General features: G+C 45.0%; 26 protein-coding genes and 1 other annotated feature. Of the genes, 4 read left to right on the top strand and 22 right to left on the bottom strand.

Annotated features, from left to right (window positions below; genetic code table 11):
- The first annotated feature begins 26 nt into the window (after positions 1-26).
- A complete protein-coding gene (locus PAENI_RS20180) occupies positions 27-1,007 on the top strand; it encodes a tRNA dihydrouridine synthase (protein WP_149646503.1) in 981 nt (326 codons plus the stop codon).
- Between the two features lie 77 nt (positions 1,008-1,084).
- Here the strand turns inward: PAENI_RS20180 and PAENI_RS20175 are convergent, their stop codons facing one another.
- The 11 genes from PAENI_RS20175 to PAENI_RS20125 all read right to left on the bottom strand — a co-directional run bounded on the left by PAENI_RS20175 (position 1,085) and on the right by PAENI_RS20125 (position 10,954).
- On the bottom strand, positions 1,085-2,470 hold the full coding sequence (locus tag PAENI_RS20175; protein ID WP_149646502.1) for a family 4 glycosyl hydrolase: 1,386 nt from the start codon (positions 2,468-2,470) through the stop codon (positions 1,085-1,087).
- Between the two features lie 5 nt (positions 2,471-2,475).
- Entirely contained in the window at positions 2,476-3,387 is a 912-nt protein-coding gene (locus PAENI_RS20170; RefSeq protein WP_149646501.1) for an ROK family protein, read from the bottom strand.
- A 14-nt stretch (positions 3,388-3,401) separates the two neighbouring features.
- Positions 3,402-4,124, bottom strand: coding sequence for a 6-phosphogluconolactonase (locus tag PAENI_RS20165; protein ID WP_149646500.1), 723 nt, complete (start codon positions 4,122-4,124; stop codon positions 3,402-3,404).
- Between the two features lie 20 nt (positions 4,125-4,144).
- Positions 4,145-5,275, bottom strand: a complete 1,131-nt coding sequence (locus tag PAENI_RS20160) for an ROK family protein (RefSeq protein ID WP_149646499.1) — start codon at positions 5,273-5,275, stop codon at positions 4,145-4,147.
- Positions 5,276-5,551: 276 nt separating this feature from the next.
- Positions 5,552-7,180 (bottom strand): chaperonin GroEL, encoded by a 1,629-nt coding sequence (gene groL, locus PAENI_RS20155; RefSeq protein ID WP_042185277.1) that lies wholly within the window; start codon positions 7,178-7,180, stop codon positions 5,552-5,554.
- 78 nt (positions 7,181-7,258) lie between these two features.
- Positions 7,259-7,540: a co-chaperone GroES gene (gene groES / locus PAENI_RS20150; RefSeq protein WP_036676506.1), complete on the bottom strand. Its 282-nt coding sequence runs from the start codon at positions 7,538-7,540 to the stop codon at positions 7,259-7,261.
- A gap of 438 nt (positions 7,541-7,978) precedes the next feature.
- Entirely contained in the window at positions 7,979-8,746 is a 768-nt protein-coding gene (gene tatC / locus PAENI_RS20145; protein ID WP_042193366.1) for a twin-arginine translocase subunit TatC, read from the bottom strand.
- Positions 8,747-8,896: 150 nt separating this feature from the next.
- Positions 8,897-9,139: a twin-arginine translocase TatA/TatE family subunit gene (locus tag PAENI_RS20140; protein ID WP_042185275.1), complete on the bottom strand. Its 243-nt coding sequence runs from the start codon at positions 9,137-9,139 to the stop codon at positions 8,897-8,899.
- Positions 9,140-9,276: 137 nt separating this feature from the next.
- On the bottom strand, positions 9,277-9,762 hold the full coding sequence (locus PAENI_RS20135; protein WP_020429419.1) for a MogA/MoaB family molybdenum cofactor biosynthesis protein: 486 nt from the start codon (positions 9,760-9,762) through the stop codon (positions 9,277-9,279).
- A gap of 79 nt (positions 9,763-9,841) precedes the next feature.
- Entirely contained in the window at positions 9,842-10,315 is a 474-nt protein-coding gene (gene moaC / locus PAENI_RS20130) for a cyclic pyranopterin monophosphate synthase MoaC (RefSeq protein WP_042185273.1), read from the bottom strand.
- A 3-nt stretch (positions 10,316-10,318) separates the two neighbouring features.
- Positions 10,319-10,954, bottom strand: a complete 636-nt coding sequence (locus PAENI_RS20125) for a 5-formyltetrahydrofolate cyclo-ligase (protein WP_149646498.1) — start codon at positions 10,952-10,954, stop codon at positions 10,319-10,321.
- Positions 10,955-11,198: 244 nt separating this feature from the next.
- Here PAENI_RS20125 and PAENI_RS20120 point away from each other — a divergent pair, with 244 nt between their 5' ends.
- Entirely contained in the window at positions 11,199-13,139 is a 1,941-nt protein-coding gene (locus PAENI_RS20120; RefSeq protein ID WP_149646497.1) for an ABC-F family ATP-binding cassette domain-containing protein, read from the top strand.
- 405 nt (positions 13,140-13,544) lie between these two features.
- Here the strand turns inward: PAENI_RS20120 and PAENI_RS20115 are convergent, their stop codons facing one another.
- The 7 genes from PAENI_RS20115 to PAENI_RS31915 form a co-directional block, all read right to left on the bottom strand.
- Complete coding sequence (locus PAENI_RS20115) at positions 13,545-15,080, bottom strand: 2-isopropylmalate synthase (RefSeq protein ID WP_042185267.1); 1,536 nt, start codon at positions 15,078-15,080, stop codon at positions 13,545-13,547.
- Between the two features lie 239 nt (positions 15,081-15,319).
- Positions 15,320-15,601, bottom strand: a binding site (T-box leader).
- 388 nt (positions 15,602-15,989) lie between these two features.
- A complete protein-coding gene (gene tsaD, locus PAENI_RS20110) occupies positions 15,990-17,039 on the bottom strand; it encodes a tRNA (adenosine(37)-N6)-threonylcarbamoyltransferase complex transferase subunit TsaD (RefSeq protein WP_149646496.1) in 1,050 nt (349 codons plus the stop codon).
- Entirely contained in the window at positions 17,036-17,560 is a 525-nt protein-coding gene (gene rimI / locus PAENI_RS20105) for a ribosomal protein S18-alanine N-acetyltransferase (protein ID WP_042185263.1), read from the bottom strand. Before rimI ends, tsaD begins: the two co-directional genes overlap by 4 nt.
- Positions 17,557-18,393, bottom strand: coding sequence for a tRNA (adenosine(37)-N6)-threonylcarbamoyltransferase complex dimerization subunit type 1 TsaB (gene tsaB, locus PAENI_RS20100; protein ID WP_149646495.1), 837 nt, complete (start codon positions 18,391-18,393; stop codon positions 17,557-17,559). The genes rimI and tsaB overlap by 4 nt, the downstream gene beginning before the upstream one ends.
- A 5-nt stretch (positions 18,394-18,398) precedes the next feature.
- Positions 18,399-18,881, bottom strand: coding sequence for a tRNA (adenosine(37)-N6)-threonylcarbamoyltransferase complex ATPase subunit type 1 TsaE (gene tsaE / locus PAENI_RS20095; protein WP_042185258.1), 483 nt, complete (start codon positions 18,879-18,881; stop codon positions 18,399-18,401).
- Positions 18,882-19,092: 211 nt separating this feature from the next.
- Complete coding sequence (locus PAENI_RS20090) at positions 19,093-19,278, bottom strand: H-type small acid-soluble spore protein (RefSeq protein ID WP_042193364.1); 186 nt, start codon at positions 19,276-19,278, stop codon at positions 19,093-19,095.
- Between the two features lie 31 nt (positions 19,279-19,309).
- Positions 19,310-19,480, bottom strand: a complete 171-nt coding sequence (locus PAENI_RS31915; RefSeq protein ID WP_156113056.1) for a hypothetical protein — start codon at positions 19,478-19,480, stop codon at positions 19,310-19,312.
- Between the two features lie 139 nt (positions 19,481-19,619).
- Here PAENI_RS31915 and ku point away from each other — a divergent pair, with 139 nt between their 5' ends.
- Positions 19,620-20,588 (top strand): non-homologous end joining protein Ku, encoded by a 969-nt coding sequence (gene ku, locus PAENI_RS20085; RefSeq protein WP_149646494.1) that lies wholly within the window; start codon positions 19,620-19,622, stop codon positions 20,586-20,588.
- 12 nt (positions 20,589-20,600) lie between these two features.
- A complete protein-coding gene (locus PAENI_RS20080; protein WP_149646493.1) occupies positions 20,601-21,548 on the top strand; it encodes an ATP-dependent DNA ligase in 948 nt (315 codons plus the stop codon).
- Between the two features lie 49 nt (positions 21,549-21,597).
- On the opposite strand, the gene PAENI_RS20075 is transcribed toward PAENI_RS20080, so the two are convergent.
- The 4 genes from PAENI_RS20075 to PAENI_RS20060 all read right to left on the bottom strand — a co-directional run bounded on the left by PAENI_RS20075 (position 21,598) and on the right by PAENI_RS20060 (position 25,577).
- Positions 21,598-22,407, bottom strand: coding sequence for a hypothetical protein (locus PAENI_RS20075; RefSeq protein ID WP_149646492.1), 810 nt, complete (start codon positions 22,405-22,407; stop codon positions 21,598-21,600).
- Between the two features lie 25 nt (positions 22,408-22,432).
- Positions 22,433-23,248, bottom strand: coding sequence for a hypothetical protein (locus PAENI_RS20070; protein WP_149646491.1), 816 nt, complete (start codon positions 23,246-23,248; stop codon positions 22,433-22,435).
- Between the two features lie 602 nt (positions 23,249-23,850).
- A complete protein-coding gene (locus PAENI_RS20065; RefSeq protein WP_149646490.1) occupies positions 23,851-25,035 on the bottom strand; it encodes a hypothetical protein in 1,185 nt (394 codons plus the stop codon).
- Positions 24,999-25,577, bottom strand: a complete 579-nt coding sequence (locus tag PAENI_RS20060) for an RNA polymerase sigma factor (protein WP_410477481.1) — start codon at positions 25,575-25,577, stop codon at positions 24,999-25,001. Before PAENI_RS20060 ends, PAENI_RS20065 begins: the two co-directional genes overlap by 37 nt.
- Positions 25,578-25,717 lie beyond the last annotated feature (140 nt).

Below are 25,717 nucleotides of genomic sequence, written 5' to 3'. Positions count from 1 at the left end.
AAATGTTGTAAAAGAAGGAGAACTTAATGCGTAACGAACAAAATTTTTGGCTTGATTTACCAAAGCCGTTTTTTATATTGGCACCTATGGAAGATGTCACAGATGTTGTATTTCGTCACGTGGTTAGTGCAGCTGCAAAACCGGATGTGTTTTTCACGGAATTCGCAAATACAGAATATTACTGTCACCCTAAAGTAAAAGTAAAAGAAAGTGTACTTAGTCGATTAAAGTTCACAGAAGATGAACAACCGATGGTCGCTCATATTTGGGGCAATAACCCGGAGTATTTTGAACGAATGAGCATGGATATGAAAAAACTTGGTTTTCGTGGTATCGATATAAACATGGGATGCCCAGTAAAAAACGTCGCAACCAATGGAAAAGGTGCTGGATTAATTCGACATCCTGAAGTGGCAGCAGAAATTATTAAAGCGACTAAAGCAGGTGGCTTACCAGTTAGTGTCAAAACAAGATTGGGTTATAGTGAAATTGATGAGTGGCGCGAGTGGCTAACACATATATTCAAACAAGATATTGCAAATCTCTCCATTCACCTCCGTACAAAAAAAGAGATGAGCAAAGTAGATGCACACTGGGAGCTCATCCCCGAAATCAAAAAATTACGCGATGAGATCGCGCCAAATACGTTGCTAACCATTAATGGGGATATTCCTGACCGTGCAACAGGCTTAAAATTAGTCGAACAATACGGCGTGGATGGTGTCATGATTGGCCGAGGTATTTTCAAGAATCCATACGCTTTTGAACTAGAATCTAAAGAACATAGTGTGGAGGAACTTCTTCATTTACTACTTTTTCATTTAGATCTTCACGATAAATATTCAAAAGAACATGAACCACGTCTATTTAATCCACTTCGGAGCTTCTTCAAAATCTATATTCGTGGATTTGATGGTGCCGACGAACTAAAAAATCAATTGATGGAGACGAATTCAACCGATGAGGTGCGGCGATTGGTGCAACCTTTTTTTGGATATAGAAATTAAGTAAGACATCTCAAATATAAAAAGTTTAACGGCCTCAATCCTGAATTCCATCAGATTGAGGCCGTTTATCTAACTTCTTACTTCCACTCCAGTTTTGGCAGCATTTCTTTTTGCAGTTCACACATTTCATCGATCATCGCACAAGCTTGATAATATGTTGGAGCTTGCGGATCAAGCAGAATCGCTTGCAGCAATTTGGTTCTCGACTCTTCAACAAACGCCTCAAGTAACAGCTTATGGATTGTACCTTGGATATGGATCGTTCCGATAATGGCAGTTGGCAGTTCAACCGTCATTGGCTTAAATTCGATACCATTTTTGTTAACGATCGCTTGTGTTTCAACGACCATATCATCTGGAAGTCCTTTAATAGCGCCATTGTTTTGCATATTAACAGCATTCAACTCGATTTCATCTTCGAAGAAGATCGCTTCAATAATTGGCACTGCATATTCATTACTAATTTGAACCTTATCTTTATCAAATAGATAAGCCTGCTCAGACCACTGCTCTTGATTCAGCGTATTCTCAAATAAGCCTTTATCCAAAGTACTGCCACTTGCACAGTATACAAATTCAGGTGTTCTGGAGTCCTTCTTCCACAGCTGCTCACTCATTGGGTCGTAACGGAACTGCAAGGGTAGTCCAGCATAGAAATCTTCAGCCCATGAGATATACTCACCGCAATGGTTAGTACCTGGGTAAGGATAGTATCCGTACGTATGGTACAACGTTCTGGATAATCCAATATGATCGAAATGTGCCAAACGGTTAGCTAGCTTTTCTTTCTCGTGGAATAGAGGATATAAATCTTCTCCCGTGTTCTTGTTCCATATCTTCGTGAAGAAGCCAAAGTGGTTCAATCCGCCGCCTTCAATCGCAATATCTTTACTATCCATCTCCAGAAATTCAGCTAGCTGATGAATACCCATGTCTAAACCATGGCACAAGCCCACCACTTTGATTGAAGTTAATTTGGAAATGGCTTCCACTAGCTTTGCTTCCGGATTAGTATAGTTAATTAGCCAGGCATTTGAACAGACCTTTTCCATCGTCTTTGCAATTTCCAGCATTGGACCTAGATTTCTCAATGTATGGAACATAGATCCTGGACCGCCGTTCTCACCATATAGCTGTTTGCTACCATAACGCCGTGGAATGTGAAAGTCTTGTGACCAGTAGTGATATCTCTCTACCTCAATCGCAACGATAGAGAAATCAGCATCTTTTAAGGCATCTTCCAAATTCGTCGTTTGCCAAATCTTCGCAGGATGAGAAAATGCCGTAAACATTTCGGTTGCATACTTGTATGTTCTATTCACGTTTTCTTCTACAATGTCCATAAGCGCAATTTCGAGCTCTACTTGATTTCTCAAACGTTCTGATAACACGAGATCTTGAAGTGCTCCTAGTCCAAAGGAAACACTTCCTGCTCCGATTAACGCAACCTTCAACTTTTTCATGATCTTCAAGCTCCTTTTGTCTTTTTGTATATGTTATATCCAGCACCAATAATTCCAGCATCAGGGCCAAATTCAGTTAACACGATTTTAATGTTCTCTTTTAAATGTGGAAGGACTTTCTTTTTAGCGCTTTCTATTACTCTATCAATCAGCCACTGGTTGTGATGAATGACCGCTCCTCCGATAACAAAAATATTCGGATCAATTGTTTGCATCAAAGAAACAATTGCGTTGGAAAAGTACTCAACCCACCTGTCGATCACTTCAATCGCTTGCCGATCTCCCATATGATATCTTTCAAACAACAAACCCGACGTGGCATCAATGCCATATAAAAACTTACTTTCCGCTTCAAGAGCAATGCCGCTGCATAGGGATTCCAAAGTGCCGTTATACAACGTTGAGTGGTTTCTTTTGCTGTCGGAAATAATCATGCTTCCGATCTCGCCCGCATATCCATGAGCCCCTTGAATAATTTTCTTATCAAGTATGATACCGCATCCAATTCCTGAACTAACCGTTATATAAATGGATTGATTATACGGCTTGGCAGCTCCATGATCCGATTCAAGCACTGTGATCACGTTTACATCATTCTCAAAAAACACTTCATAATTCGGAAAGAACGCCCTGATAGTTTCGATACTAACATTCTCTAGGCAAGGGATATTGGTTATATCTCGAATAAACTGTGTTTGATCATTCCAAGGAATCGGCAATACAATACCTATCTTGCTTGCTAGCTGTTCATGATCGACTTTCGCTATCATTTCCTTGACGGTTTTGAAAATTTCGTCAGCATTTTGGAAATCTCTTGTTAATGCTGACTCCTTCCGAACAAGTTCAAGGTGCTCATTCACTAATCCAACCCTTATATTTGTACCTCCAATATCAACACCAATAACGAAGTTACCCATATTACGCTCCTCAACTATGATGACTGATCCATATATTTGGCGGCTGCAGCATCTAAAAAGAAATCTATATGATCATAGCCGAGCAATTGCTGAGCAGGCAGCCGTGCGTCAGAGTTTGTGAAAATCTCCTTCACGATATCAGCTTTGCGTTCTCCAGTTATGACGACAACAACTCTTTTACTACTTGCAATCTGTCCCAAACCTAATGTAATGCCTTGCTTTAATTCAGTCTGCTCATGAAAATATTTTTGAGCGACAGTCTTTGTTGTTTCCGACAGCTCCACAACACTGCTGTAATTTAACACTGGGCTACCCGGTTCATTTAATCCGATATGCCCATTCATACCTACGCCCATCAAGCTGAATGTAATTGGGTGTTGTTCGATAAAGTGATCAATTCGTAAGCATTCCTGCTTCATATCCGGCGATGTTCCATCAAAAAACACAATCTGTCTACTATCCAGTGAAATCTGCGAGAACAGATCTTGATTCAACATCTGATAGCAGCTTCCTTCAGAACTTTTGTCAATGCCAACCCACTCATCCAAGCTAACGATGTTAAGTCTCTTGATTTTCAATTGGAGGTCCGCATCATTGGAAAATTTCTGATAGCTTTTTTGTGGAGTACTCCCTGAAGCCAGGCAGAACACGGGATGCTGATCGGTAAATAAATGAGCTTTCATCTCTCTGGCAATTTCGTTTGCTACTTCCTCTTCATTCTCAAAGATTTTGATCATGTTGTTCACTTCCTTCTTGTTTACTCCGAAATAATATTAATCATCTCTTGCTGGAGAATAAGTATAGCTGCTCCGATTGCTGTCGATTGATGTAACTTACTCACCGAAATTTGAGGAGTCCACTCCGTATATTGCTCGACATAGCTTTTGGTGCGGTCCAATATACGTTCCGGAAACAGCGCTACCGTTTTACCGCTAATAATGACCTGGTCGATATCCAAGATGCTGATCATATTGGTAATTGTTAATGCCAGATTCTTCGAAACATAATCAATGCAAGCTTCTACGTCATTCGTTGAATTCAAATCATATGTGCTTAACAAATACTTAATAGCTAATTTGCTTTCCAGCCAACCGACTGAAGATGGAGTCCGTTTATATTCTGTATCAAAGCACATATACTCCAGCTCACCCGCACTTGCATTAACGCCGCGGTGAAGCTCTTTGTTAATAATCAAGCCGCCTCCGACCCCATCACCTGCAGCAACATGAACGAGACTCGTCAGTGCTTGATCTGAGTTTTCAAGATTCCGAAATTCCGCCACAGTCGCTGCGTTCACATCATTCTCCAGAAGAATGGGCAAGTTCACTTCGCTCTTGAGAGTTTCAATAATCGTTTCATACTTAAAGTCGTTTTCTTTATTGTGATGCGTTCTCATCCGGATCGTTTTCTTTCTTGTATTGATCGCACCATCAACGCCAATACCAATCCCCAAGACAACACTATCCGTTTCCTTCGCTTTACTCTTCAAATGTTCCACAATCTCTATAAATATCGAAGTGAACTGCTGGCTATAGAACGGAATATCTGTTTCAATCGAATACGAATCTATGACCTTGCCGTGCAGATTAATAAGTACCGCTGTAATCGTGTTGCCAATAATCTGTATCCCGATTGTCGTATAGCTGTTTTCATTAAATCTGTAAACCGTACGCTTTCTTCCCAAGCCGCCAGATCCTTCTCGACTTTCACCAGTGACGGTCAATAAACCAATCTGTTCAAAAAAGGTAACAATCTTGCTTACAGTAACAAAGCTCATTGCCGTTTTTTCTGTGATCTCGACTTTCGCCAGTTCAGGATATTGAAGCAAAATATCGAAGACTATTTTTCTATTCTCATCTTTAATATCATTGGGCAAAAATGATTTCATATGTCCTCCTCGTTATATTATTAATATAATTAATAAATGAAGTTAAATAATTAATCAAAAAAATCAGGTCAGCACTGACCTCTTGAATTTATTATATATTCACTGTAGTGAACGTTCAAGTGTATTTATTTAACCTCCTTAAATTTATCTATTCTCTATCTTAATATCACCAACTAGGCATGCATTTGGTTACGCCACAAAAAGAAGCCTCTCATGAGTTCAATGAACTCACGAGAGGCTTCTAATCAATCCTATTTCAAGGCTTAATCAGCCTTATTACATCATGCCGCCCATTCCACCCATGCCGCCCATATCAGGCATACCTGGTTTTTCTGGTTCTGGCTTGTCAGCAATTACTGCTTCAGTAGTCAAGAACATAGCAGCTACGGATGCAGCATTTTGAAGCGCGGAACGAGTTACTTTAGCAGGGTCAACGATACCTGCTTCGAACATGTTCACCCACTCGCCAGTAGCAGCGTTGTAGCCGATGCCGATAGCTTCTTTTTTCAAGCGATCCACGATAACGGAACCTTCTTGACCAGCGTTAGCTGCAATGGTACGAACTGGTTCTTCGAGCGCGCGAAGCACGATGTTAACGCCTGTTTTCTCGTCGCCAGTTACATCTACAGCAGCAACAGCATTATATACGTTCACAAGAGCTGTACCACCACCAGAAACGATACCTTCTTCAACCGCAGCGCGAGTTGCGTTCAGGGCGTCTTCGATGCGAAGTTTACGCTCTTTCAATTCAGTTTCAGTTGCAGCGCCAACTTTGACAACGGCTACGCCGCCAGCCAATTTAGCCAAACGCTCTTGCAATTTTTCTTTGTCGAACTCGGAAGTTGTTTCTTCCAGTTGAGCACGAATTTGGCTTACACGAGCATTGATGTCCGCTTTGTCGCCGCTTCCGTCTACGATTGTTGTGTTTTCTTTAGTTACGCGTACTTGACGTGCGTTACCCAGTTGTTCAATGGAAGTGCTCTTCAGATCAAGACCGAGCTTCTCAGTGATCACTTGACCACCAGTCAGGGCAGCGATATCTTGCAGCATAGCTTCGCGACGGTCGCCAAAGCCAGGAGCTTTAACAGCAACAGCGTTGAATGTTCCACGCAGTTTGTTCACGATCAACATTGCTTGTGCTTCGCCTTCGATATCTTCAGCGATAATAACAAGCGGTCTAGCTTGTTGAACGATTTTTTCAAGCAATGGAAGGATTTCTTGAGTGCTGCTGATTTTTTTATCAGTGATCAAGATGTATGGGTTCTCCAGAACAGCTTCCATTTTGTCCGTATCAGTAATCATGTACGGGGAAATGTAACCGCGGTCGAACTGCATACCTTCTACGACTTCAAGTTCAGTAGCGAATCCACGGGATTCTTCAACAGTGATAACACCATCTTTACCTACTTTTTCCATAGCTTCAGCAATCAATTGGCCCACTTCTTCGTCAGCAGCAGAGATAGCAGCTACTTGAGCGATAGCTTGGGAATCTTCGATTGGCTTAGCGATTTTTTGCAATTCTTCAACTGCTGCACGAACTGCTTTGTCGATCCCTTTGCGAATAACCATTGGGTTAGCGCCTGCAGTTACGTTCTTCAGACCTTCACGGATCATAGCTTGTGCCAGAACCGTTGCAGTTGTAGTACCGTCACCGGCTACATCGTTAGTCTTAGTAGCAACTTCTTTAACCAGTTGAGCACCCATGTTCTCGAATGCATCTTCAAGTTCGATTTCTTTAGCGATAGTTACACCATCGTTAGTGATAAGCGGGCTACCAAATTTCTTCTCAAGTACCACGTTGCGACCTTTTGGTCCAAGTGTAACTTTTACCGCATTTGCCAAAGCATCTACACCGCGCAACATAGAGCGGCGTGCTTCTTCACTAAATTTAATTTCTTTAGCCATTGTGTAATTACCTCCTAGAATTTTTTGTATATCACGTTACTTTAAGTAGTTTAGATTTAGCTTATAATCGACTCTCGCTTAGTCAAGAATCGCGTGAATGTCGCTTTCTTTCATAATCAAATATTCTTTACCTTCGTATTTGATTTCTGTTCCTGCATATTTAGAGAAAAGAACACGGTCGCCTTCTTTTACTTCGAGCGCTACACGTACTCCATCTTTCAAAGCTCCGCTACCTACTGCAATAATAGTTCCTTCTTGTGGCTTTTCTTTCGAGGAGTCCGGAAGCACAATCCCGAATGAAGTGGTTTCCTCCTGCTCGCTCGGTAGCACCAATACGCGTTCACCTAAAGGTTTGATCATGAAAAAATAGCCTCCTTTAAAATTATGTTATTTTGCTTCAAAACATAGTTTAGAACTTACCTGTCTTACTTCAAAATCTCTGGTGTTTATGAAAAATATCAATTGGACGCTATGAATATCTGGTCCATCTCATATTTTCCATAAGCATTAGCACTCGACAGCTTGTAGTGCTAACAACAATTTTTATGATACTCAACTTGAGCCCGGATTTCAAGTCCTTTTACACAAATTCGCATTTGTTTTCGTAAAAAATAACGTTTCACTGGTTGTCCTAGGCACACACTCTATACATTCTATCCACAGGGTGTGAAAATATGCGTATGATTTCAGTAGTATCAACTGTACCACCTACGCCCGAACATTTCAAAAAACGGGGGTTTAAAACAAAAGAACTGTCTCTTTCGTAGAAAAATCTACTTAGTGACAGCCCTCTTATCATCATTCCTCACTCTTGGTGTACTGAGCTTCCCTTGCCGCATCCGCAGCAAGCTGTTTGCGATAGACGAAGGCGGACAGGAATACGCTAAACTCATACAACACAAGCAGTGGGATCGTCACCAGAAAGTCTGAGATGAAGTCCGGAGGAGTGATGACTACAGCAATAAAGACAAGCGTGAAATAAGCGTATCGACGCATTTTACGCAAGCGTATCGGGTTAAGAACCCTCAGTTTGGTCAGAAACATCACCAGCAGCGGTAGCTCAAACAACAGCGCTAAAGGTAGCACCAGACTGAACATGAAGTTGAAATATTGCGCAATTCCGTAGGTCTCTTCCAGTCCCATACTCCGGGTGATAGAGATTGTGAACGAAAGCGCCATTGGAAATACAACATAATAAGCAAAAGAAAGACCGATTAGAAAAAGAACAAAAACATAGGGTACATAACGTAGTGTTGCACTACGCTCTTCCGGTCGTAAGCCCGGACTAATAAACGCCCACAGCTGGTAAGCAATAAAAGGAACTGAAATGACTAATGAAACCGCCATTGCGATCTTCATATACATTCCGATACCATCCCAGAATGAGAACGCATGCAGAACAAACCCTTGCGCTAGATCTGTACTAATTAAATAATCGTAGATTGGCTTGGCACAGAACAGCCCTCCTACCAATCCCAAAACAAATACAATCAGCACATAAATAATCCGTTTACGCAGCTCGGTGAGATGATCCACCACCGACATTTCTTCCGATTCGAGAGACATCCTGACACCATCCCATGACAAGAATAGAAACGCCACACCGACTTTATGTATAGCTGTGCCCGTTTCTGCAGAAAGCAGCAACCAAATTGAAAAAGGGACATCTCCTAAGTCTTTTAGACTTGAGAGATTGCCCCATTGTTAAATCTTTTATTATTCCGGCAGGCGTTTGTCCTGAGGAATATCTGCAGCGACCGTCTGCGGGGCCGTCGGCACAGGAGCTTCGCTCTTCTTCACCGGATCACCATCACCAATGATTTCACGTGCGCCTTCTTTAAATTCACGGAAGGTTCGTCCAACTGCGCGGCCTAACTCTGGCAGTTTATTCGGTCCAAAGAGGAGCAGTGCCAGTATAACCAACAAGATAATACCCGGAGTACCAATTCCACTAAACATTATTATTCCTCCTTGTCCGTCTATCCGATCATGGTATCGATTACGATAATCTAATAATACCATAACTTATGTCACAGTTACATCCACTATCTTCTATAAATAGTTTATCCTTGTGACGTGACAAGAATATGACAATGTTATTGACGGTATTGGCCAGTTACCATGAGTAACGCTTCAGGAAGTTGATCCATAATAGCTGCTAAATTCTCATGAACACCCTTCGGTGTGCCCGGTAAGTTAACAATCAACGTGCGTCCACGAATGCCGCATATCCCGCGGAACAGCATCACCGCACGGTTTTTTTGCATCACCGTACTTCGCATCGCCTCAGAAAGTCCAGGCACTTCCCGTTCGATTACACGCCGGGTTGCCTCTGGAGTCACATCACGTATCGCTAAATCCGTACCTCCGGTAGTCAATACCAGATCTGCTTGAAAATAATCTGTGAGTTCTATCAAAGCTGCGATAATCTCATCCTGTTCATCGGGCACGATCCGATATTCAACGATCTCGCCTCCAAGTTCCTCTTCCACCAGCTCCCGAATAACCTGGGCGCTCGTGTCTTCCCGTTCGCCCCTGGCCCCTTTATCGCTGGCCGTTAGGATTGCTGTTTTCCACGCCATAGGTTTGTCCTCCCTCTCTATGTATAATTGGCTGTACAGTGCAGCCCACTTGCTTCAGCGCATCGAACGTCAGCTCTGATCATGGTTCAAGCGCGTAATCTCCATTCTTGCCCCCACTTTTAGACACTAAGAGCGTTGGTCCGATAATCATGTCCTTCTGAAGAGCCTTGCACATGTCGTACACCGTTAGTGCTGAGGCAGATACAGCGGTCAATGCCTCCATTTCAACTCCGGTCTTTCCGGTAGTATGGACTGTTGCTTCTATATAAAGTTCATCTTCGCTGTTATCGGAGAAGCGGATGTCAATACCGGTAAGTGGGAGCGGATGGCACATCGGAATCCAGTCAGACGTCTTCTTGGCCGCCATAATTCCAGCGATCTGCGCAACGGCAAGTACGTCTCCTTTACTGATCTTGCCTTCCTTGATGGCACTAAGCGTCTCAGTTGCCATCTTGATCTTACTCCGCGCGACAGCTGTCCGCTTCGTAATCTCCTTTTCGCTCACATCCACCATACGAGCTCTTCCCTGCTCGTTAAAATGGGTCAATTCCACGGCTCACTCTCCTTTTCGGCAGTGCACTATGCCATTTTCAGTAATCAGCATGTCCATAAAGGCATCATGCTCATCCATGGGCACTTTCGGAACCAGTTGCATACCAAAGGCTAGCCCGATCCAGACAGGGGGCTTCGCAGCGGCATACTCTTCCGTCTCCCATGACGCACGCAATCGATCATAGTATCCTCGGCCGTAACCAAGCCTGCCTCCCTGAAGATCAAAAGCCAGCCCCGGAACAAACACAACATCCGGTAGTGTAACAACTTCAATCTCTTGTGAATCTTTGCCGGATACAATAGGTTCATGGATACCATACGCCCCCGGCTCAAGCTCACTCCAAGCGTTTACCATATGGACACTCATTGCACCACTTGCCGGAATGACACGCGGCAGCAGTACCCTACGCTGGTCCTTCCACGCCTGTGTAAGAAGCGCGTTGGTATCGAGTTCAGAACGGAAAGATACATAGGCCATCAGTGAGGCTATGTCTTTCGTCTTCAGCCACTCTGATGCATGCTTGCAGACCAGAAAAGACAATTCCCTTCTCTGGTCCGAGGAGAGCTCGTTTCGGGCGATGGTCTTCTCAGTTCTTAGTTGTTGCTTTACTTTGGAGATCACCGACTCCTTGCTTGACATCGTCGGCCACCCCCATATATTTATCCCAAGCTTATCCTTGTTTGTAAATCCAGTTTACCACTCTTCTCCCCGGTTCGCCAAGGTGGATAGGACTGTGTTTCTGGGCCAGGTCGTTATTCTCTGCTTCCGATATATCGAGCTCTCGCTTGGGAAACGCTTTTCATGTAAACTATAGAATAAGTTGTTCATACGGCTGAGGTATAAATGCCAAGGCGAAATATGCAAGGGTGGAGGTTTCATCGTTATGCTTCTTCAAGCGACAGGAATTACAAAATCATATGGTATACAGAACGTACTAGACGGCATAAGCCTTCAGGTAAATGAAAAGGAACGTGTCGGACTCGTGGGTGTTAATGGTGCCGGCAAATCAACTTTTCTGCAAATTCTGGCTGGTGAAATGTCCTATGACAGCGGTCAAATTCATAAATCAAAAGAAACTACTATCGGGTATTTAGCCCAAAATAGCGGACTTCAATCTGACAAAACCATTCATGAAGAAATGATGGCAGTTTTCGCACCGCTGATCGAAGCCGAGGCTGAGCTAAGAGAGATGGAAGTAAGCATTGCCGATCCTAAGCTGGCAGAGGACCCCAAACGGTACGAAGAACTGCTCGAAAGATATGCCCGCCGATCAGATTGGTTCAAGGATCACGGCGGTTATGAAATGAATACACGAATCCGCAGTGTCCTGCACGGCATGGGCTTCGGCGAGTTCCCACCGGATACACCTATCTCCACACTTAGTGGTGGCCAGAAGACTAGACTCGCATTAGCCCGCATTTTGCTTCAGGCTCCCGATCTTCTAATGCTGGATGAGCCGACGAACCATCTGGATATCGAAACATTAACATGGCTTGAGGATTATCTTCGCAGTTATGCTGGCGGAATTCTGGTCGTATCTCATGACCGTTATTTCCTTGATCGGCTTGTAACTACTATTGTAGAGATCGAGCGTCATCAATCTCGGCGTTATACAGGCAATTACAGCCGATATGTAGATTTGAAGGCTGCCGAATATGAAACACGGATGAAGCAGTATGAGAAACAGCAAGATGAAATCTCAAGAATGGAAGATTTCGTTCAGAAAAATATTGTGCGAGCATCTACCACGAAACGTGCGCAGAGCAGACGCAAAGCGCTTGAGAAGATGGACCGTATTGATCGACCGATGGGCGATCTGAAGAAAGCCAGCTTCTCCTTCGAGCCTGACTTCATGTCTGGTAAAGAAGTGCTGCAAGTCCGTAATGTTGCGGTTGCCTTTAATGATGGTCCACCTTTGTTCAAGGACGCTTCTTTCGAACTGCGCCGGGGAGAAACTGCTGCACTCATCGGTCCCAATGGTATTGGCAAATCTACACTGCTGCAGTGTATGACCGGAACCCGCGAGCCTTCAACTGGAACTGTGAATTGGGGGACTAAGGTAAAGGTCGCTTATTATGATCAGGAACAGACTCGCCTCAATCCAAAGAACACAGTAATGGAAGAGCTATGGAGTGAATATCCAATGATTGAGGAAGCCAGAATCCGTACGATCCTTGGCAACTTCCTCTTCAGCGGTGAAGATGTTCTTAAGAAGATATCCGCGCTGAGCGGCGGCGAAAAAGCACGCGTTGCATTATCAAAGCTCATGTTGCGCGGCGCAAATATGCTCATCCTAGATGAGCCAACCAACCATTTGGATTTAGTCAGTCGTGAGGTCTTAGAATCAGCTTTAATTGATTTCGAGGGCACATTACTCTTCATTTCTCATGACCGTTATTTCCTCAATAAAATGGCTGAACGGGTGCTTGAGCTTCATCCCGAGGGGATCGATCAATACCTTGGCAACTACGATGACTATATCGAGAAAAAACGAGAATTAGAAGAGATTGCGAAAGATGCCGCCGAATTAGCCGCCAAAAACGTCAACAAGGATGCTGCAGTTCCTGAAAAAAATGCTGTTTCCTCCTTCGAAGCGGACAAGCAAGCCAAGCGTGAAGAGCGTAACCGGAAGCGGCGCATTGCTGAGCTAGAGGAAGGCATTGCTTCACTAGAAGAGTCGATCACTTTTATAGAGAATGAAATGACTAAACCTGAAGTTTATCAGGATTATTTAGCACTTCAAGGTCATGAAGAGGATCTGAAGAACAAAAAAACTCAGCTTACCGATTTATTTAACGAATGGGAAATCCTTGCTGACGAATAATGTAAAAGCCACTTCATAAATTTTTTTCATATTTCTTATTTTGTTCATAAACAGTTATCCACAGCTCTATACACAGGTTTCGTGTATAACTCCCTACTAAAAAAGCCCCTTAGGGGCTTTTTTTATGCGTTAAATCAGTATTTTCGAATTACAGGAATTATTATCCACCGAATTATCCACATTATCCACAATTCCCACAAGGTTTCATTGCGAATAAAAATGGTTATAAGGGCATTTTAAAAAGAGCTGACATTGCTGATTTTACGCACTTTTTACACAATTCGTAGAGAATATGTGGATAACGTTGTCCACAACTTGACAAAAGACATAACCCCACCTAAAACTTGTCATCATAAGCTAAAAAAGAACCCGCTATCTCTAAATCAGACAGCGGGTCGATGTATATTAAACGATTTGTGTAGAGAGCAGGGCAGCGTTACAGGCTGCAATATAGGCAATCCCTGCTGCCATGATAATATCTTGATGCGTAGCTGTGCCTCTAAATTTAAGACCTTCCCACTCTACCATCACAGCCGCCTCTGCCTGGGCGTTCTCTCCACTTCCAAGTGAATGCAGCTCAAGTCCCGCAAAATCGATGTCCTCTGAGATGCCTTGCCCAATAGCAGCGATAATGGCTTCAAGCGGACCATCTCCAGTACTAGTATGAGAAGTTTCCTGTCCAGACTTCAAATGGCGAACCGTAACCGCGGCTACCCGGCGCTGGGCACTGCCTGCCAATACCTGAACCTCACCCAGTTCATAGACCTGAGCTTGCTGTCCAGTTGTACTGCTCACCATTTGCAGCAACTGGTCATCACTGACTACCTTTTGGCGGTCAGCGGTCTCTTTAAACGATTCATAAAGTGCATCCAGCTCCGCAGGCTCCAGCGTAATACCATACTTCGCCGCCCGGTCCTTCAGCGCATGTCTGCCAGAATGCTTGCCCAGAATGATCATGCTACGCGGGATACCCAGCCGCTCTGGGTCCATAATCTCATAGGTGCTACGATCCTTCAGCAAACCATCCTGATGAATCCCTGACTCATGCTGGAAGGCATTTCTTCCGACGACTGGTTTGTTATAGGCGATTGGAAAATGCATCGCTCCGCTGATCAGCCGCGAAGTATCATACAGCTTATCAAGCACAATGCCTGTTTCTGCTCCAATCGCATCCCCGCGGGTTTCGAGCGCCATCACAAGCTCTTCCAGTGCGCAGTTCCCGGTACGCTCGCCGACTCCGTTCACAGTGACTTCGATCTGCGTCGCACCTCCATCAATTGCTGCCAGACTGTTCGCTACAGCCAGCCCCAAATCATTGTGACAGTGGGCACTGTAGCTTACCGTTTCTCCACCTCTTGCTCCTAGCCGCACACGTCGGAACATTTCCCCATATTCATGTGGCAATGCGTAACCGACCGTATCGGGCAGATTGATAATAGAAGCACCTTCCTCAATAACAGCTTCAATCATTTCAATCAGATCATCGATTCCTGTTCGCGCAGCATCCATCGCCGTGAATTCAACGACATCAGAGAATTGACGCGCATAAGCCGTCATCTCGCGGGCTTTGGCTACGACTTCAGCTCTGCTCATACGCAATTGATGCTGCAAATGAATATCAGAAGAGGAGATGAACAGGTGAATCCGCCGGCGTTCAGCATCTTGGGTTGCCCGGACTGCCGCGTCTATATCCCCTTTAACCGCCCGTGCAAAACCGCAAATTTCCACATTTCGCACCTTACGAGAAATCGTCTGTACTGCTGCAAAATCACCAGGGCTCGATATCGGAAATCCAGGCTCCATCACATCAACACCCAGATCCGCAAGCTTATAGGCCAGCAGTATTTTTTGCTCTGGGGTTAGACTTGCACCCGGAGCCTGTTCACCATCTCGCAGAGTCGTATCGAAAATTTGTATACGTTTCTTTACTGGAATAATCATCTGAATTCCTCCTGTTTTCCTCTTATTAGATTCCTTACCCTAACCTATGCTTCAGCGCAGATCCACACGTCGACTTGTGGTCCTGCTAAATTCCCCACCCACTGCTGCCGGCAGCTGATACGAATGAATCCTCTGCACAATTTGGAATGTGCAGAAGGTTCACTCTTGGCGTCTTATATAGCGCCTGAGTCCATAACCCGAGTCGCTTCAATAAGTACGCAAAAACCCGCCGTCTCTAATAAAGAGACGGCGGGTTACCCCTCCGCGGTACCACTCTTTTTGACGCATAGGCTATTCATATAATCAAGCCATTAAGCTGCGTCCAGCTCTTCTTCCCGGTCCATCCTGAGAATGTCAGGATATCTGGAAAGGTCCGATAACGGGGACAGCCGTAGGCAGCATACTCTTATTTCCGCCGCTCCGCTCCCGGGCGAGATTCAAGACTTTCGGTGACTGCGTCGCACCACCCCGCAGCTCTCTGTTCACCGTCATTCCCTACTACTCCCGTTCTTAGCGTGTATTATATACATTCTCACTACTCAAAATCCATACAAAAAAGCCTGCCATCTCATTCAAGAGACGACAGGCTGTTAACCTTCGCGGTACCACTCTTGTTGATGCTCTGTACCGGTTAAGTTACTGCCGATTCCAATTGAACATCCACTCTACGGTCCAGTATGTTAGATACTCGACCACCCTTTCACGGAGGTTACCCGTAGACGGTGTACGAACGTTCCGGCGACATTTGCCGGTAATGCTTCCACCGTTCCGCTCCCAGACGAGTTCAGGTCCCCTTCGACTGCGTCGCACCTACCCGCAGCTCTCTTATCCCAGAGTATCCTTACTACTTCCGCTCATCGCGTTTCCTTGTATAATTGAACTGATTATACTCGTTAGCTCCAAATGATGTCAATAGGCGGATACAGACCATTGTTCCAATGAGAATCCAGGGTCTGCAACCATATCCAGCGGAGTACCGCCATCATGCTGCCACTTCACGTATGCAGCAGCTCCAATCATAGCTGCATTATCCGTGCAGTATACCGGAGGTGGAATAATAAGCTCAATGCTCTCCGCTTCACAGCGTGAGATCAAAGCCGTGCGCAGGCCAGCATTAGCAGCAACACCTCCACACAGCAATAACTGCTTGGAGCTAGTAGCTTTAACAGCGCGTACCGCTTTTTCCACCAGCACCTCAACCACAGATTCTTGGAACCCGCGGGCAATGCCTGCGACATCTGGCGTGAGACCCTTCATCTTGCTCTGATTCACAACGTTCAGCACAGCCGACTTTAAGCCACTGAAGCTGAAATCATAAGAACCCGGCTCCAGCCATACTCTTGGTAACGGTACAACCTCAGTCGCCTCGCGGGCCAGACGATCCACATGAGGTCCGCCGGGATAAGGGAACCCTAGTGCCCGTGCTACTTTATCATATGCTTCGCCTACGGCATCATCACGGGTGCGCCCGATAATTCGAAACTCACCCTCCCGCTCCATATGAACCAGTTCAGTATGTCCGCCGGACACCACTAGTGTCATGCATGGGTACTGTAACTCTGCCACTAAACGGTTAGCATAAATATGTCCTGCAATATGATGTGTACCAATTAGCGGCTTACCCCATGCGAGGGCAAGGCTCTTGGCAGCTACTACCCCGACAAGTAAAGCCCCCACCAAACCTGGGCCTTGTGTAACCGCCACCGCCGACAACTGATCTGGTGTAACCCCTGCTGTAGCGAGTGCTTCTTCTATCACCAGTGTAATTACTTCCACATGCTTACGGGAAGCTACTTCTGGTACTACGCCGCCGAAGGCGCGATGTGTCTCAATCTGACTCGAGATGATATTGGATAACACTTCAGAGCCATTTTTGACTACAGCGACCGACGTTTCATCACAACTCGTCTCAATAGCAAGTATTAGTACAGGCTGAGCTGCGCCCGTTTCTGTCTTCATTTCAAGTCCACGCTTCCTTCCATATTCCCATGCTCCTCGTACTCTGGCAGATCCGCCCACATAATGAGCGCATCCTCGCGATTATCGGAATAATATCCTTTGCGTGTGCCAGCAGATCGAAAGCCTTTTTTACGATATAAATTCTGTGCTACCTCGTTCGATACCCGTACCTCAAGTGTAATAGACTTCATACCTACATAAGACGCCGTCTTCATCAGCTCTTCGAGCAAACGCTCGCCCCATTTACGTCCACGATAGGCTTCAAGCAGGGCTATATTCGTCACATGCGCCTCATCCACGATGGCCCACATACCGGCATAACCGATAATATGACCAGCCAGCTCCATAACCATATATTTTGCAAAATGATTATGCGTCAGCTCGTTGCGAAAAGCTTCCTCTGTCCAAGGCATCGTGAAGGCTTCCCGTTCAATGATAAGAATGTCAGGAATATCGGTAAGCTTCATCAAACGAAAAACAAGTTCAGCCTCTTGAGCTATCATTGATTCCGCTTCCGTCATGGTTTCTTTAAGCCCCCTTCTCTGCTTAACCGCAGATTGGCCTCCGCTTCTGAGATCTGAGTATAGTTAGGGATCAAGCTATGGATATCATCTTTCTCTACCTGAAGCCGCGCTTCTCCAAGAAATCCTGTCCAGCGGCCTTCCATTTCATAAGGAACTGCAATAGAAACACCAAGATCCTTCAATGGACGAAGCGATTCCTCACTGCCATGAACTGCAGTCTCCCCAACAAACCAAAGAACAGCGGGCTTATTGCCTTCGACTGAAGCCTGTCCTAAACGTTCAGCTAAGTACTCCACCCAATCTGCCATCAGGCGGATGGCATCAGGCTCAAGACGGCTAGGAGCATTATTTCCCTCAGCTGCGAATAATCCTGTATACACCTGTCCTCGGCGCGCATCCATTAGTGGAATGATCCAATCAGGCCCGTAGCTGTTATTCTCGGTAGTTTGTTCCGACGCTTTGGTCATCACGTTATTCTTGAGGACTGTTTGATATCCGCCCCAAGCTACTGCATGTAGACTCGAAATACCGACAACTGGGACATCCCATGCCCATGCCAGCGTTTTGGCAGCGGTAACTGCGATACGCGTCCCCGTATACGATCCAGGACCCACACCAACAGAAATCCCGCCCAGCATTGCAGCAGTAGTTCCTGTTGCTTGCAGCGCCTGCTCTATGATCGGGAGTAAATGCACCGAATGATTCCGTTCTCCGGAAGCATTTATTTCATGCAGTAGTTCCCCATTCTCTGTAACTGCCACGCCTAATACTGCAGTTGATGTATCCAGCGCTAAAAGCCGCTTGCGCGGCTCTGTATTCTGATTCGTCATAATCCTTAACCCCACTTCTGGATCAGCTGCCGGCAAAGCTCACCATACGGCTCCCCGATTCCGGTCACCGTAATCATTCTTTCATCTGGCCCCACTGTTTCCATGTATATATGCATATGCCGCGGCGGCATTAAATCCGTAATAATACTGCTCCATTCCACCAAGCAGACCCCTTGCCCGTAGAAATACTCATCAAGTCCAAGCTCGTCCGCTTCCTGAAGCGAAATCCGATATACATCCATATGATATAGGGGCAAACGGCCCTCGTACTCTTTAATAATTGTAAAAGTAGGACTGTTTACGATCCCCTTTACGCCGAGATGCCGAGCGTACCCTTGCGAGAATGCTGTTTTTCCTGCGCCCAGATCGCCGTCCAAGCCGATAATCATCCCTGGCGTTGAAGCAGTAGCTAGAGCAGCTGCAAGCAACTCCGTATCCTGGAGGCTGTAAGAACGGTAAGTGAACACCGTTTCGTCTGTATTGTCCAACTACAACTACCACCTTTTAAAATATACCTGCCAAAAACCATTACTATTAATTATATCGGTATGCTCCATCCATCGCAACAACTGTCCCAATTCAATCTCCCATGCCAGTATGCCAACAATAGAAAAAGAGACCTCTACGCAAAAATAAGCATAAAGAGTCTCTTTTATAAAAGTGTAATTTAGCTTATCTCAGCTCTTTGAACAAACCTTGTTAATGATCTTGCTCCTCTAACCGTTCAACGCCTACCGTATGCGTATTCGTTGGTCGAGAGCCCACTTGAACCGTAGCCATTCCGTTCTGTGCATCCACATGCTCAATCCATACAGGTTCTCCATCCAAATGTACACTTACCGTCTCTTTAGAAGCATAAATATCCTGTGCTCGTTTGACGTCCACCACTGTTCTCCTCCTTTATTTTACCTAAATCTCACGATTCTAATGGCGAAGTTTCTTCGAGGGTTGATTCCGCATCAAGCTTCTCCGAGTCCGAGACCTGACTTGCTTCCGGTGGAGCTATAATGCTGTCCCAATCCACAACTGTCGCTGGGATATCCTGCTCGCTCAGCGCATCGATCCACTCGTTTCCACGCGGTTCCATGACTTAGTATTCTCCTCCTCAGCTTTATTAGCCTGATTTTATATTTTCCCATGCTTCACAAAAAATGCACCCGGCTAGAAAAGCCTTTCCTGCCTCATACTAACCCAAAGCAAATAACTTAGATCAGGAGGCGTTTCTCATGCATACCGTTTGGAAAGGAGCCATCAGCTTCGGGCTAGTGCATGTTCCGGTTAAAATGTTCTCCGCTACGGAAGACAAGGACATTTCTCTGCGTTATATCCATAAGGAATGCGGCAGCCCACTGTCGTATGTACGTAAATGTCCGGTGTGTGACAAAGAGGTGGCTTGGGAAGAAATCGGCAAGGGTTATGAATATGAAAAAGGGAAGTTTGTTCTATTCGACAAAGAGGAACTGGATCAATTGACCGACGAAAGCAGCAAAAGCATTACCATACTCGACTTTGTTGATCTGACGGAGATCGATCCAATTTATTTTCAAAAAACCTATTACTTATCTCCGGATCAGGCTGGCACAAATGCATATCGGCTTCTTATGGAGGCCATGCGTCAAACTGGTAAAATTGGCATCGCCAAAATATCGATTCGTTCCAAAAGCAGTCTGGCTGCTATTCGTGTGCTGGAGGATTGCCTCGCCATCGAGACTATTTTTTATCCTGATGAAGTGCGACCGGTCTCGCAAGTGCCTGGCCTGCCCGAAGCAGGGACGGTGAATGATAAAGAGCTGGATATGGCCAAGCTGCTCATTTCACAGCTATCCACGCCTTTTGATCCGGCAAAATATACCGATGATTATCGCCAGCGTATGCTTGATCTAATCTCACATAAAATTGCAGGCGAGGAATTTCATATCGCTCCTGCCAAACAGGAAAGCAATGTAATTGATCTAATGGCAGCATTGCAGGCCAGTATTCAGGCTGTACAGCATATCCCTACAGATCCGGGTCCTTCATTAACAGATACTAAGAAAACAAAAACTAAAGCAGCTCCGGCTGCCAAAAGAAAAACAGCCAAGTCTAAAGCAGCAGCTGAGCCTGCCGATCAGCAAAACGAGGCTTCTGGAACTATTCCAGTCATCGCACCAAAACCGAAACGCCGCAGCGCAAAAAGTAAAACAACCGTATCTTAGGAGGCTCTGCTGATGAAGCTTCAGCCTATTATTCCTTTTGAACCCATACTGGCTGGGCAGCTTCCAGCAGGCAACCAGTGGATCGCACAGATTAAATGGGATGGCGTTCGCATGTTGTCCTATTACGACGGAAGCACTACTCAGCTTATTAACAGACGTGGTAATTATCGTACAGCGCAATATCCAGAACTTACTGATGTATCTGCTTACTGTAAAGCTGACTCCGTTATTCTTGATGGTGAGATCATTGCACTCAAGGACGGCAAGCCCTCATTTCACGAAGTTATGCGGAGGGATAGCTTAAAGAATGGCTCCACCATTTCCGTCGTTAGGTATCAGGTTCCTGTCATTTATATGATTTTTGATATTCTGTTTTATAATGGCCAATCGACGATGGATCAGCCTTTATTCTCACGGCAGCAGCTGCTAAACGATATTCTGCTGCCGCATCCCCATGTTCAGGCTGTACCCAGTTATACCGATCCCACAGAATTATTCGCCGCTGCTCAGAGTCAGAGCTTAGAGGGAATCGTCTGTAAGGATATCAACAGTACTTATGCTCCCGGTGGAAAAGATAAACGCTGGCAGAAACGCAAAATCATTTCTGATCTTACGGTAGTAGCCGGGGGTGTAACGTTCCGAGACGGCATCGTCAATGCGCTACTTCTTGGGCTGTATGATGATAAAGGAAATTTGCATTATATCGGACATGCCGGACCAGGAAAATTGACTGTACAGGATAAACGCGACTTAACTGCAGAGGTACAGCATTTAAAAATAGATCAAATGCCCTTTACAGCTGATCCCCAGCGAGGGAAGGGTGCTTTTTGGATAAAACCGAAGCTTGTCTTCAAAGTTCATTTTCTGGAATGGAATACCTCAGGCACTCTGCGCCAGCCTGTTACTCAAGCTAGGGTAGATCTTCCCCCGGAATCATGCACTATGGAGCAAAAAGGATAAACTCTTTCCAAAAAAAAACGTCCTCCCGAATTTATCGAGAGGACGTTTCTTATTGCGCTGTAAGGCTCGTTACAATAGCCTCCAGCTCTGCTTTTGTCTGCGCAGTATTTTTCGTATTCGTCAGCGTATAATCAATACTTCCATCCGCACTGGACCATACAAGCTGGACTTTTAGATCTCCATGGTGAGGACCAAACAGCGTGTAGACCGCTTCAACCCCGTTGATGGTTAAATTTTCATCCTGGTCACCAGGCAGCTGCGCTAAAGTAACCCCTTCCGGAAGCGTATATGCTGGAGCTGATTTTAGATTCAATCTCTCCCCATTTCGCTGATAAGTGATAGAGGTTTCTGTATCGCTCCATTTTAAGCTTTGTGAAATCACTTTTTTACCAGCAGCTTGTGCTTTAGCTTTTACCTGATCTCTGAGGGTCTTATACTCTGTACTGAAAAACTTCGGAAGCACTGGATTTAAAACGACATCCTGCAACTTATATTCGTCTGGTAGAGCAGCGGGTATCAGGAGTGAATTCCCAGTTAATGAAGATAGCTTATGTGCTGCTTCGTTTATAGAGCTGAATCTGTATGGCATATAGCTTACACTCAAATCTTCCTCTGGATTAGATTTTTTGTCATTAACATAGAGAGCCTTAATTTCTCCCGCTTGTAGGGGAACAGCATATTCTTTGGCAATCAAATCCTTAATCGTTGGCGATACCGGTGGTGATTTCTGCTCAACCGGAACCGTACCTTTGCTTTTATTATTGCTCCCCGCAGGCACTGCGCCTGCTGTTCCACTTACCGCACTCATTAACACTATCAGGCTCAAAGCCGTGATGGCCGCATTTTTTTTAATCATCATTATAATATCCTCCCTTAACCCTTGGTTATTTGATCATGCTTTTAGCTACAGCCAACATTTCATTTGTCGTCAGTTTACTGACCCGATTGTCTGAAAGGGTATATTGTATCGCGCCTGATTTATCCAGCCACACTAGCTTAGTGTTGAAACTTGCTTCTTTAGCCGAATCAGTTGTAAGAATTACTTTCCTACCGTTGACCGTCAGTTCTTTCTTAGTTTCCGAAGCTCGTACAAAAGGTACAGCTCCTTCGGGAAGTTTGGCGGGCGGCACTCCAGTTACAATGCTAAAATTGGCTTTTCCTTTGGCGTACAGCTGCATAGACAAGTTCGTTTGGCTCCAGCTGATGATCTTGCTAAACAACTGTTTGTTGGGATCACCTGCCGCCGCTGCTGCCTTTAGTTCCTGCTCTAATTGTAAATACAGCTCTGAATCGTTTGCTACAGACGGTGGATAAATGATGGCTGTCGCCAGAGCGAAGCCCTTAGGAAGATTTCCAGGCTGTGGAGTAGCTGGACCCTTCAACGCTTTGAATTTAGCAGCAAAGGATTTGTAGTCTTTAAAAACAAATCCTTTGCCAGAGAAGCTGATCGTATCCTGAGGGTTAGAGACTTTGTCACGTACGTAGTAGGCCAAGTACGTACCTTCCTTCAATCCCGCTACCAGGGCCTGCAGTTCCTTCTGGTGCTTCTGATCGGTTGGTACTGCAGTCTGCTGCCCAGAGGCAGCTGCGACCGAAAGAAACAAGCCAGGCGCAACCCCACTTACAACTACTCCTGTTCCTAACAAGGTTGCTGCCGAGAGCGCGATCAGTGTTTTTTTGAGTTCATCATTTAGCTTCAATTTCTAACATCCTCTCCTTCTAAAAGGGTGAATGTAAGCTCACCCTGTTTTCAACTACACTTCTATAACACTCCAGCATGAGAAAAAGGGACTTTTTCTCACAAAAAAAGAGGCCGCCCCAAGCAACCATCATGGCTTTTGGGACAGCCTCTTTTTTTGTTCTTAACATTACAAATGACGCGCCAAGTGATGCAATATGTGAAGCACCTATAGAGTAATTGGGGAATTTCTCCCTAAAATTCAGAGATTTCTGTTCATCGGACTTATAATTAGGGAAAACTTCCCTGAAATTTGGCATATTCGGCAACGAATAAAGAAATTCCTATGATTATTAGGGAGGAATTCCCTGATTTCGTTCATTTAGAGCGAATATCGGTTATTTTTAGGGAGTTTTTCCCTAATTAGTTTAAAGCATGTAAATCACACATAGCACATCGCCCACCGCCCCAACCAGAAGCATAGAACACTACGCGTGGCATATCGTCACATGGCACAGTAAAATCATCCATTACTTTTCCTATTCCATAAAAAAAGCTGCCTCCCAAGTAGATTTCACAACTTTTGAGACAGCTTCTCATATTGTACGGATAGAACAACAGTAGCTAGCGAATAAAACTATTGGCAATCACTTGCCATTGTTCACGAGTTAAACTGTTATTCAATCCATCATTTAGACTACGAATCGTCTGGCTGGCTTCATCATACCAATACAAACGATTCTGGGAAGACCAACCTTTCGACCCTTTTTCAGTACCCGCCGCGATAAATACTGCCTCTTTCCCCGTGCCTGTCACAGACCATTTTTCGGCAGTCTGACCTTCCAAGATAGACACTTGCGTTATACCACCCATATAGGCGCTCTGACTTAAGGATAGTTCAATTGTTTGATCCTCCTTATGGTAGGAAACCTCAGCACTCTCTATGGCATTCACAGCGATCTTCTCCATAAACAGCTTTTGGCCTGTTTTATCGACCTTTGCTTTTTTTTGAAATTGTTCAAGCATTTCTTTATATTCCTTGTCTATCGGCCAGTAAGGAGGAGCGGCTTTAAAAGTGGCGTACTCAAATTCATAACCATTAGCGAGTATGGAAGGCAGCTCGGGCCAGAAATCGCCAGTCCCTTTTAATTCTTTTACGAAATCTTGATATTTAGAATACACCGGAGAACTGAAAGCGAACTGCAATTGATTTCCATAGCCTAAACCTTTGGCCAACTTAGTAAACTCAGTATCATTCACATAATAAGCAGCCATTTCTCCAGCATTCAAGTGAGCAAGCACCTGCTCTTTATAAGTCGCTAATAAACTCAGATACTTCTCTATCGCAGGAGAGGTCGAAGGAACAGGGGTATTATAGTGCACCGTCTTCACAACAGCCTTCCCTCCGCTGTTCACTAGTGTAATAGCTCCATCCGAAGGCTTGGTGATATCAATTGCAGACTGGCTATCACGTTCCGTTAAACTTCCAAGGCCAGACAGCTGAAAGGCACCAAACCCGATCATCCCCAGCAATATAGCTGCGGAGACTCCTGAGAGAAGTCTTTTCCTAAATTTAGATGGAAGCGGGATAGTCTTCTCTTGCGTCTGCATAACGGGAGCTCCCGGTTCTCCGAATGACTCCAGCTCGTCTCTGAGGTTCGTCATTTCTCCGTCCATCGTTTTTTGTTGATCATGAATTGCCCTTACCCGATTCATAACTGCTGCTTTTACATCTAGTTCGTCGCAGTTCCCCAATGCGTCCATTTTCTTTATCATTTTCTCTTCAACACAGCTTCGTTGCCCCACCATTCCGTCCCCCCTTTTTGAGCATCCATCATTTTGCCAAGCTTCGTAATCGTACGCCTGTATTTCTTCTTCACAGCATCAGTATTCTTATCGAGGATCTCCGCAATCTCCAGGAAGCTCTGTTCCTCAAAGATTCGCAGAACTAACAGATTTCGTTCATCTAATTTCAATTTCAAGAGGGCAAAGGTGAGATGTTCGTTAAATATGTAACGGTCCATCAACTGTTCCGGGCTTTCTGCAGGAGGATCCGGTTGAAAAAGCGCCATAATCTTCAAATGTCTTTGGCGTTTGCGGATCAGACTGAGGCAATGATGATAGGCAATTTTATATAGCCAGGAAGAAAAGCTCGCGATAGGGCGATATGTGCCTATATGCTGATATGCCTTCACTAGAATATCCTGTACCGCATCCTCCGCTTCTGTTCGACTCCCAAGCAGCCGGCAGCAATAGCGGTAAATCGGCTTTTGAAAAGCTTCGACGATAAGGGCATAGGACTCTACCTCGCCTGCCTGTACCCGAACGACGGTGTGTTCGATCCCGTCCAAAATCAGCAAACTCCCCTTTCACATAACCGTATAACCTTATAACTCTTATGATTATCCAAAAGGGACACTTTGGAAATATTTTTTTCATGAAAAGGAACAGACTGGCACATAATACCCTCATTCCTATAACAGAGAGGAGG

Origin of the sequence: Paenibacillus sp. B2(2019) (genome assembly GCF_008370385.1) — a bacterium.
Taxonomy (GTDB): Bacteria; Bacillota; Bacilli; order Paenibacillales; family Paenibacillaceae; genus Paenibacillus_AQ.
Note: the sequence above shows the minus strand (reverse complement) of the source record. Positions and strands in the feature narration are given on the sequence as shown.

What these genes read in the sequence shown, in the direction of transcription:
- PAENI_RS20165 (WP_149646500.1), bottom strand. Translation starts at nt 4,124, where the DNA reads ATGATCAAAATCTTTGAGAATGAAGAGGAAGTAGCAAACGAAATTGCC.
- PAENI_RS20160 (WP_149646499.1), bottom strand. Translation starts at nt 5,275, where the DNA reads ATGAAATCATTTTTGCCCAATGATATTAAAGATGAGAATAGAAAAATA.
- groES (WP_036676506.1), bottom strand. Translation starts at nt 7,540, where the DNA reads ATGATCAAACCTTTAGGTGAACGCGTATTGGTGCTACCGAGCGAGCAG.
- PAENI_RS20120 (WP_149646497.1), top strand. Translation starts at nt 11,199, where the DNA reads ATGCTTCTTCAAGCGACAGGAATTACAAAATCATATGGTATACAGAAC.
- tsaD (WP_149646496.1), bottom strand. Translation starts at nt 17,039, where the DNA reads ATGAAGACAGAAACGGGCGCAGCTCAGCCTGTACTAATACTTGCTATT.
- PAENI_RS20065 (WP_149646490.1), bottom strand. Translation starts at nt 25,035, where the DNA reads ATGGTGGGGCAACGAAGCTGTGTTGAAGAGAAAATGATAAAGAAAATG.
- PAENI_RS31915 (WP_156113056.1), bottom strand. Translation starts at nt 19,480, where the DNA reads ATGGAACCGCGTGGAAACGAGTGGATCGATGCGCTGAGCGAGCAGGAT.
- tsaB (WP_149646495.1), bottom strand. Translation starts at nt 18,393, where the DNA reads ATGACGAATCAGAATACAGAGCCGCGCAAGCGGCTTTTAGCGCTGGAT.
- PAENI_RS20135 (WP_020429419.1), bottom strand. Translation starts at nt 9,762, where the DNA reads ATGGCGTGGAAAACAGCAATCCTAACGGCCAGCGATAAAGGGGCCAGG.
- PAENI_RS20075 (WP_149646492.1), bottom strand. Translation starts at nt 22,407, where the DNA reads ATGATGATTAAAAAAAATGCGGCCATCACGGCTTTGAGCCTGATAGTG.
- PAENI_RS20180 (WP_149646503.1), top strand. Translation starts at nt 27, where the DNA reads ATGCGTAACGAACAAAATTTTTGGCTTGATTTACCAAAGCCGTTTTTT.
- PAENI_RS20080 (WP_149646493.1), top strand. Translation starts at nt 20,601, where the DNA reads ATGAAGCTTCAGCCTATTATTCCTTTTGAACCCATACTGGCTGGGCAG.
- rimI (WP_042185263.1), bottom strand. Translation starts at nt 17,560, where the DNA reads ATGACGGAAGCGGAATCAATGATAGCTCAAGAGGCTGAACTTGTTTTT.
- PAENI_RS20140 (WP_042185275.1), bottom strand. Translation starts at nt 9,139, where the DNA reads ATGTTTAGTGGAATTGGTACTCCGGGTATTATCTTGTTGGTTATACTG.
- PAENI_RS20115 (WP_042185267.1), bottom strand. Translation starts at nt 15,080, where the DNA reads ATGATTATTCCAGTAAAGAAACGTATACAAATTTTCGATACGACTCTG.
- PAENI_RS20170 (WP_149646501.1), bottom strand. Translation starts at nt 3,387, where the DNA reads ATGGGTAACTTCGTTATTGGTGTTGATATTGGAGGTACAAATATAAGG.
- tatC (WP_042193366.1), bottom strand. Translation starts at nt 8,746, where the DNA reads ATGTCTCTCGAATCGGAAGAAATGTCGGTGGTGGATCATCTCACCGAG.
- PAENI_RS20125 (WP_149646498.1), bottom strand. Translation starts at nt 10,954, where the DNA reads ATGTCAAGCAAGGAGTCGGTGATCTCCAAAGTAAAGCAACAACTAAGA.
- groL (WP_042185277.1), bottom strand. Translation starts at nt 7,180, where the DNA reads ATGGCTAAAGAAATTAAATTTAGTGAAGAAGCACGCCGCTCTATGTTG.
- ku (WP_149646494.1), top strand. Translation starts at nt 19,620, where the DNA reads ATGCATACCGTTTGGAAAGGAGCCATCAGCTTCGGGCTAGTGCATGTT.
- PAENI_RS20175 (WP_149646502.1), bottom strand. Translation starts at nt 2,470, where the DNA reads ATGAAAAAGTTGAAGGTTGCGTTAATCGGAGCAGGAAGTGTTTCCTTT.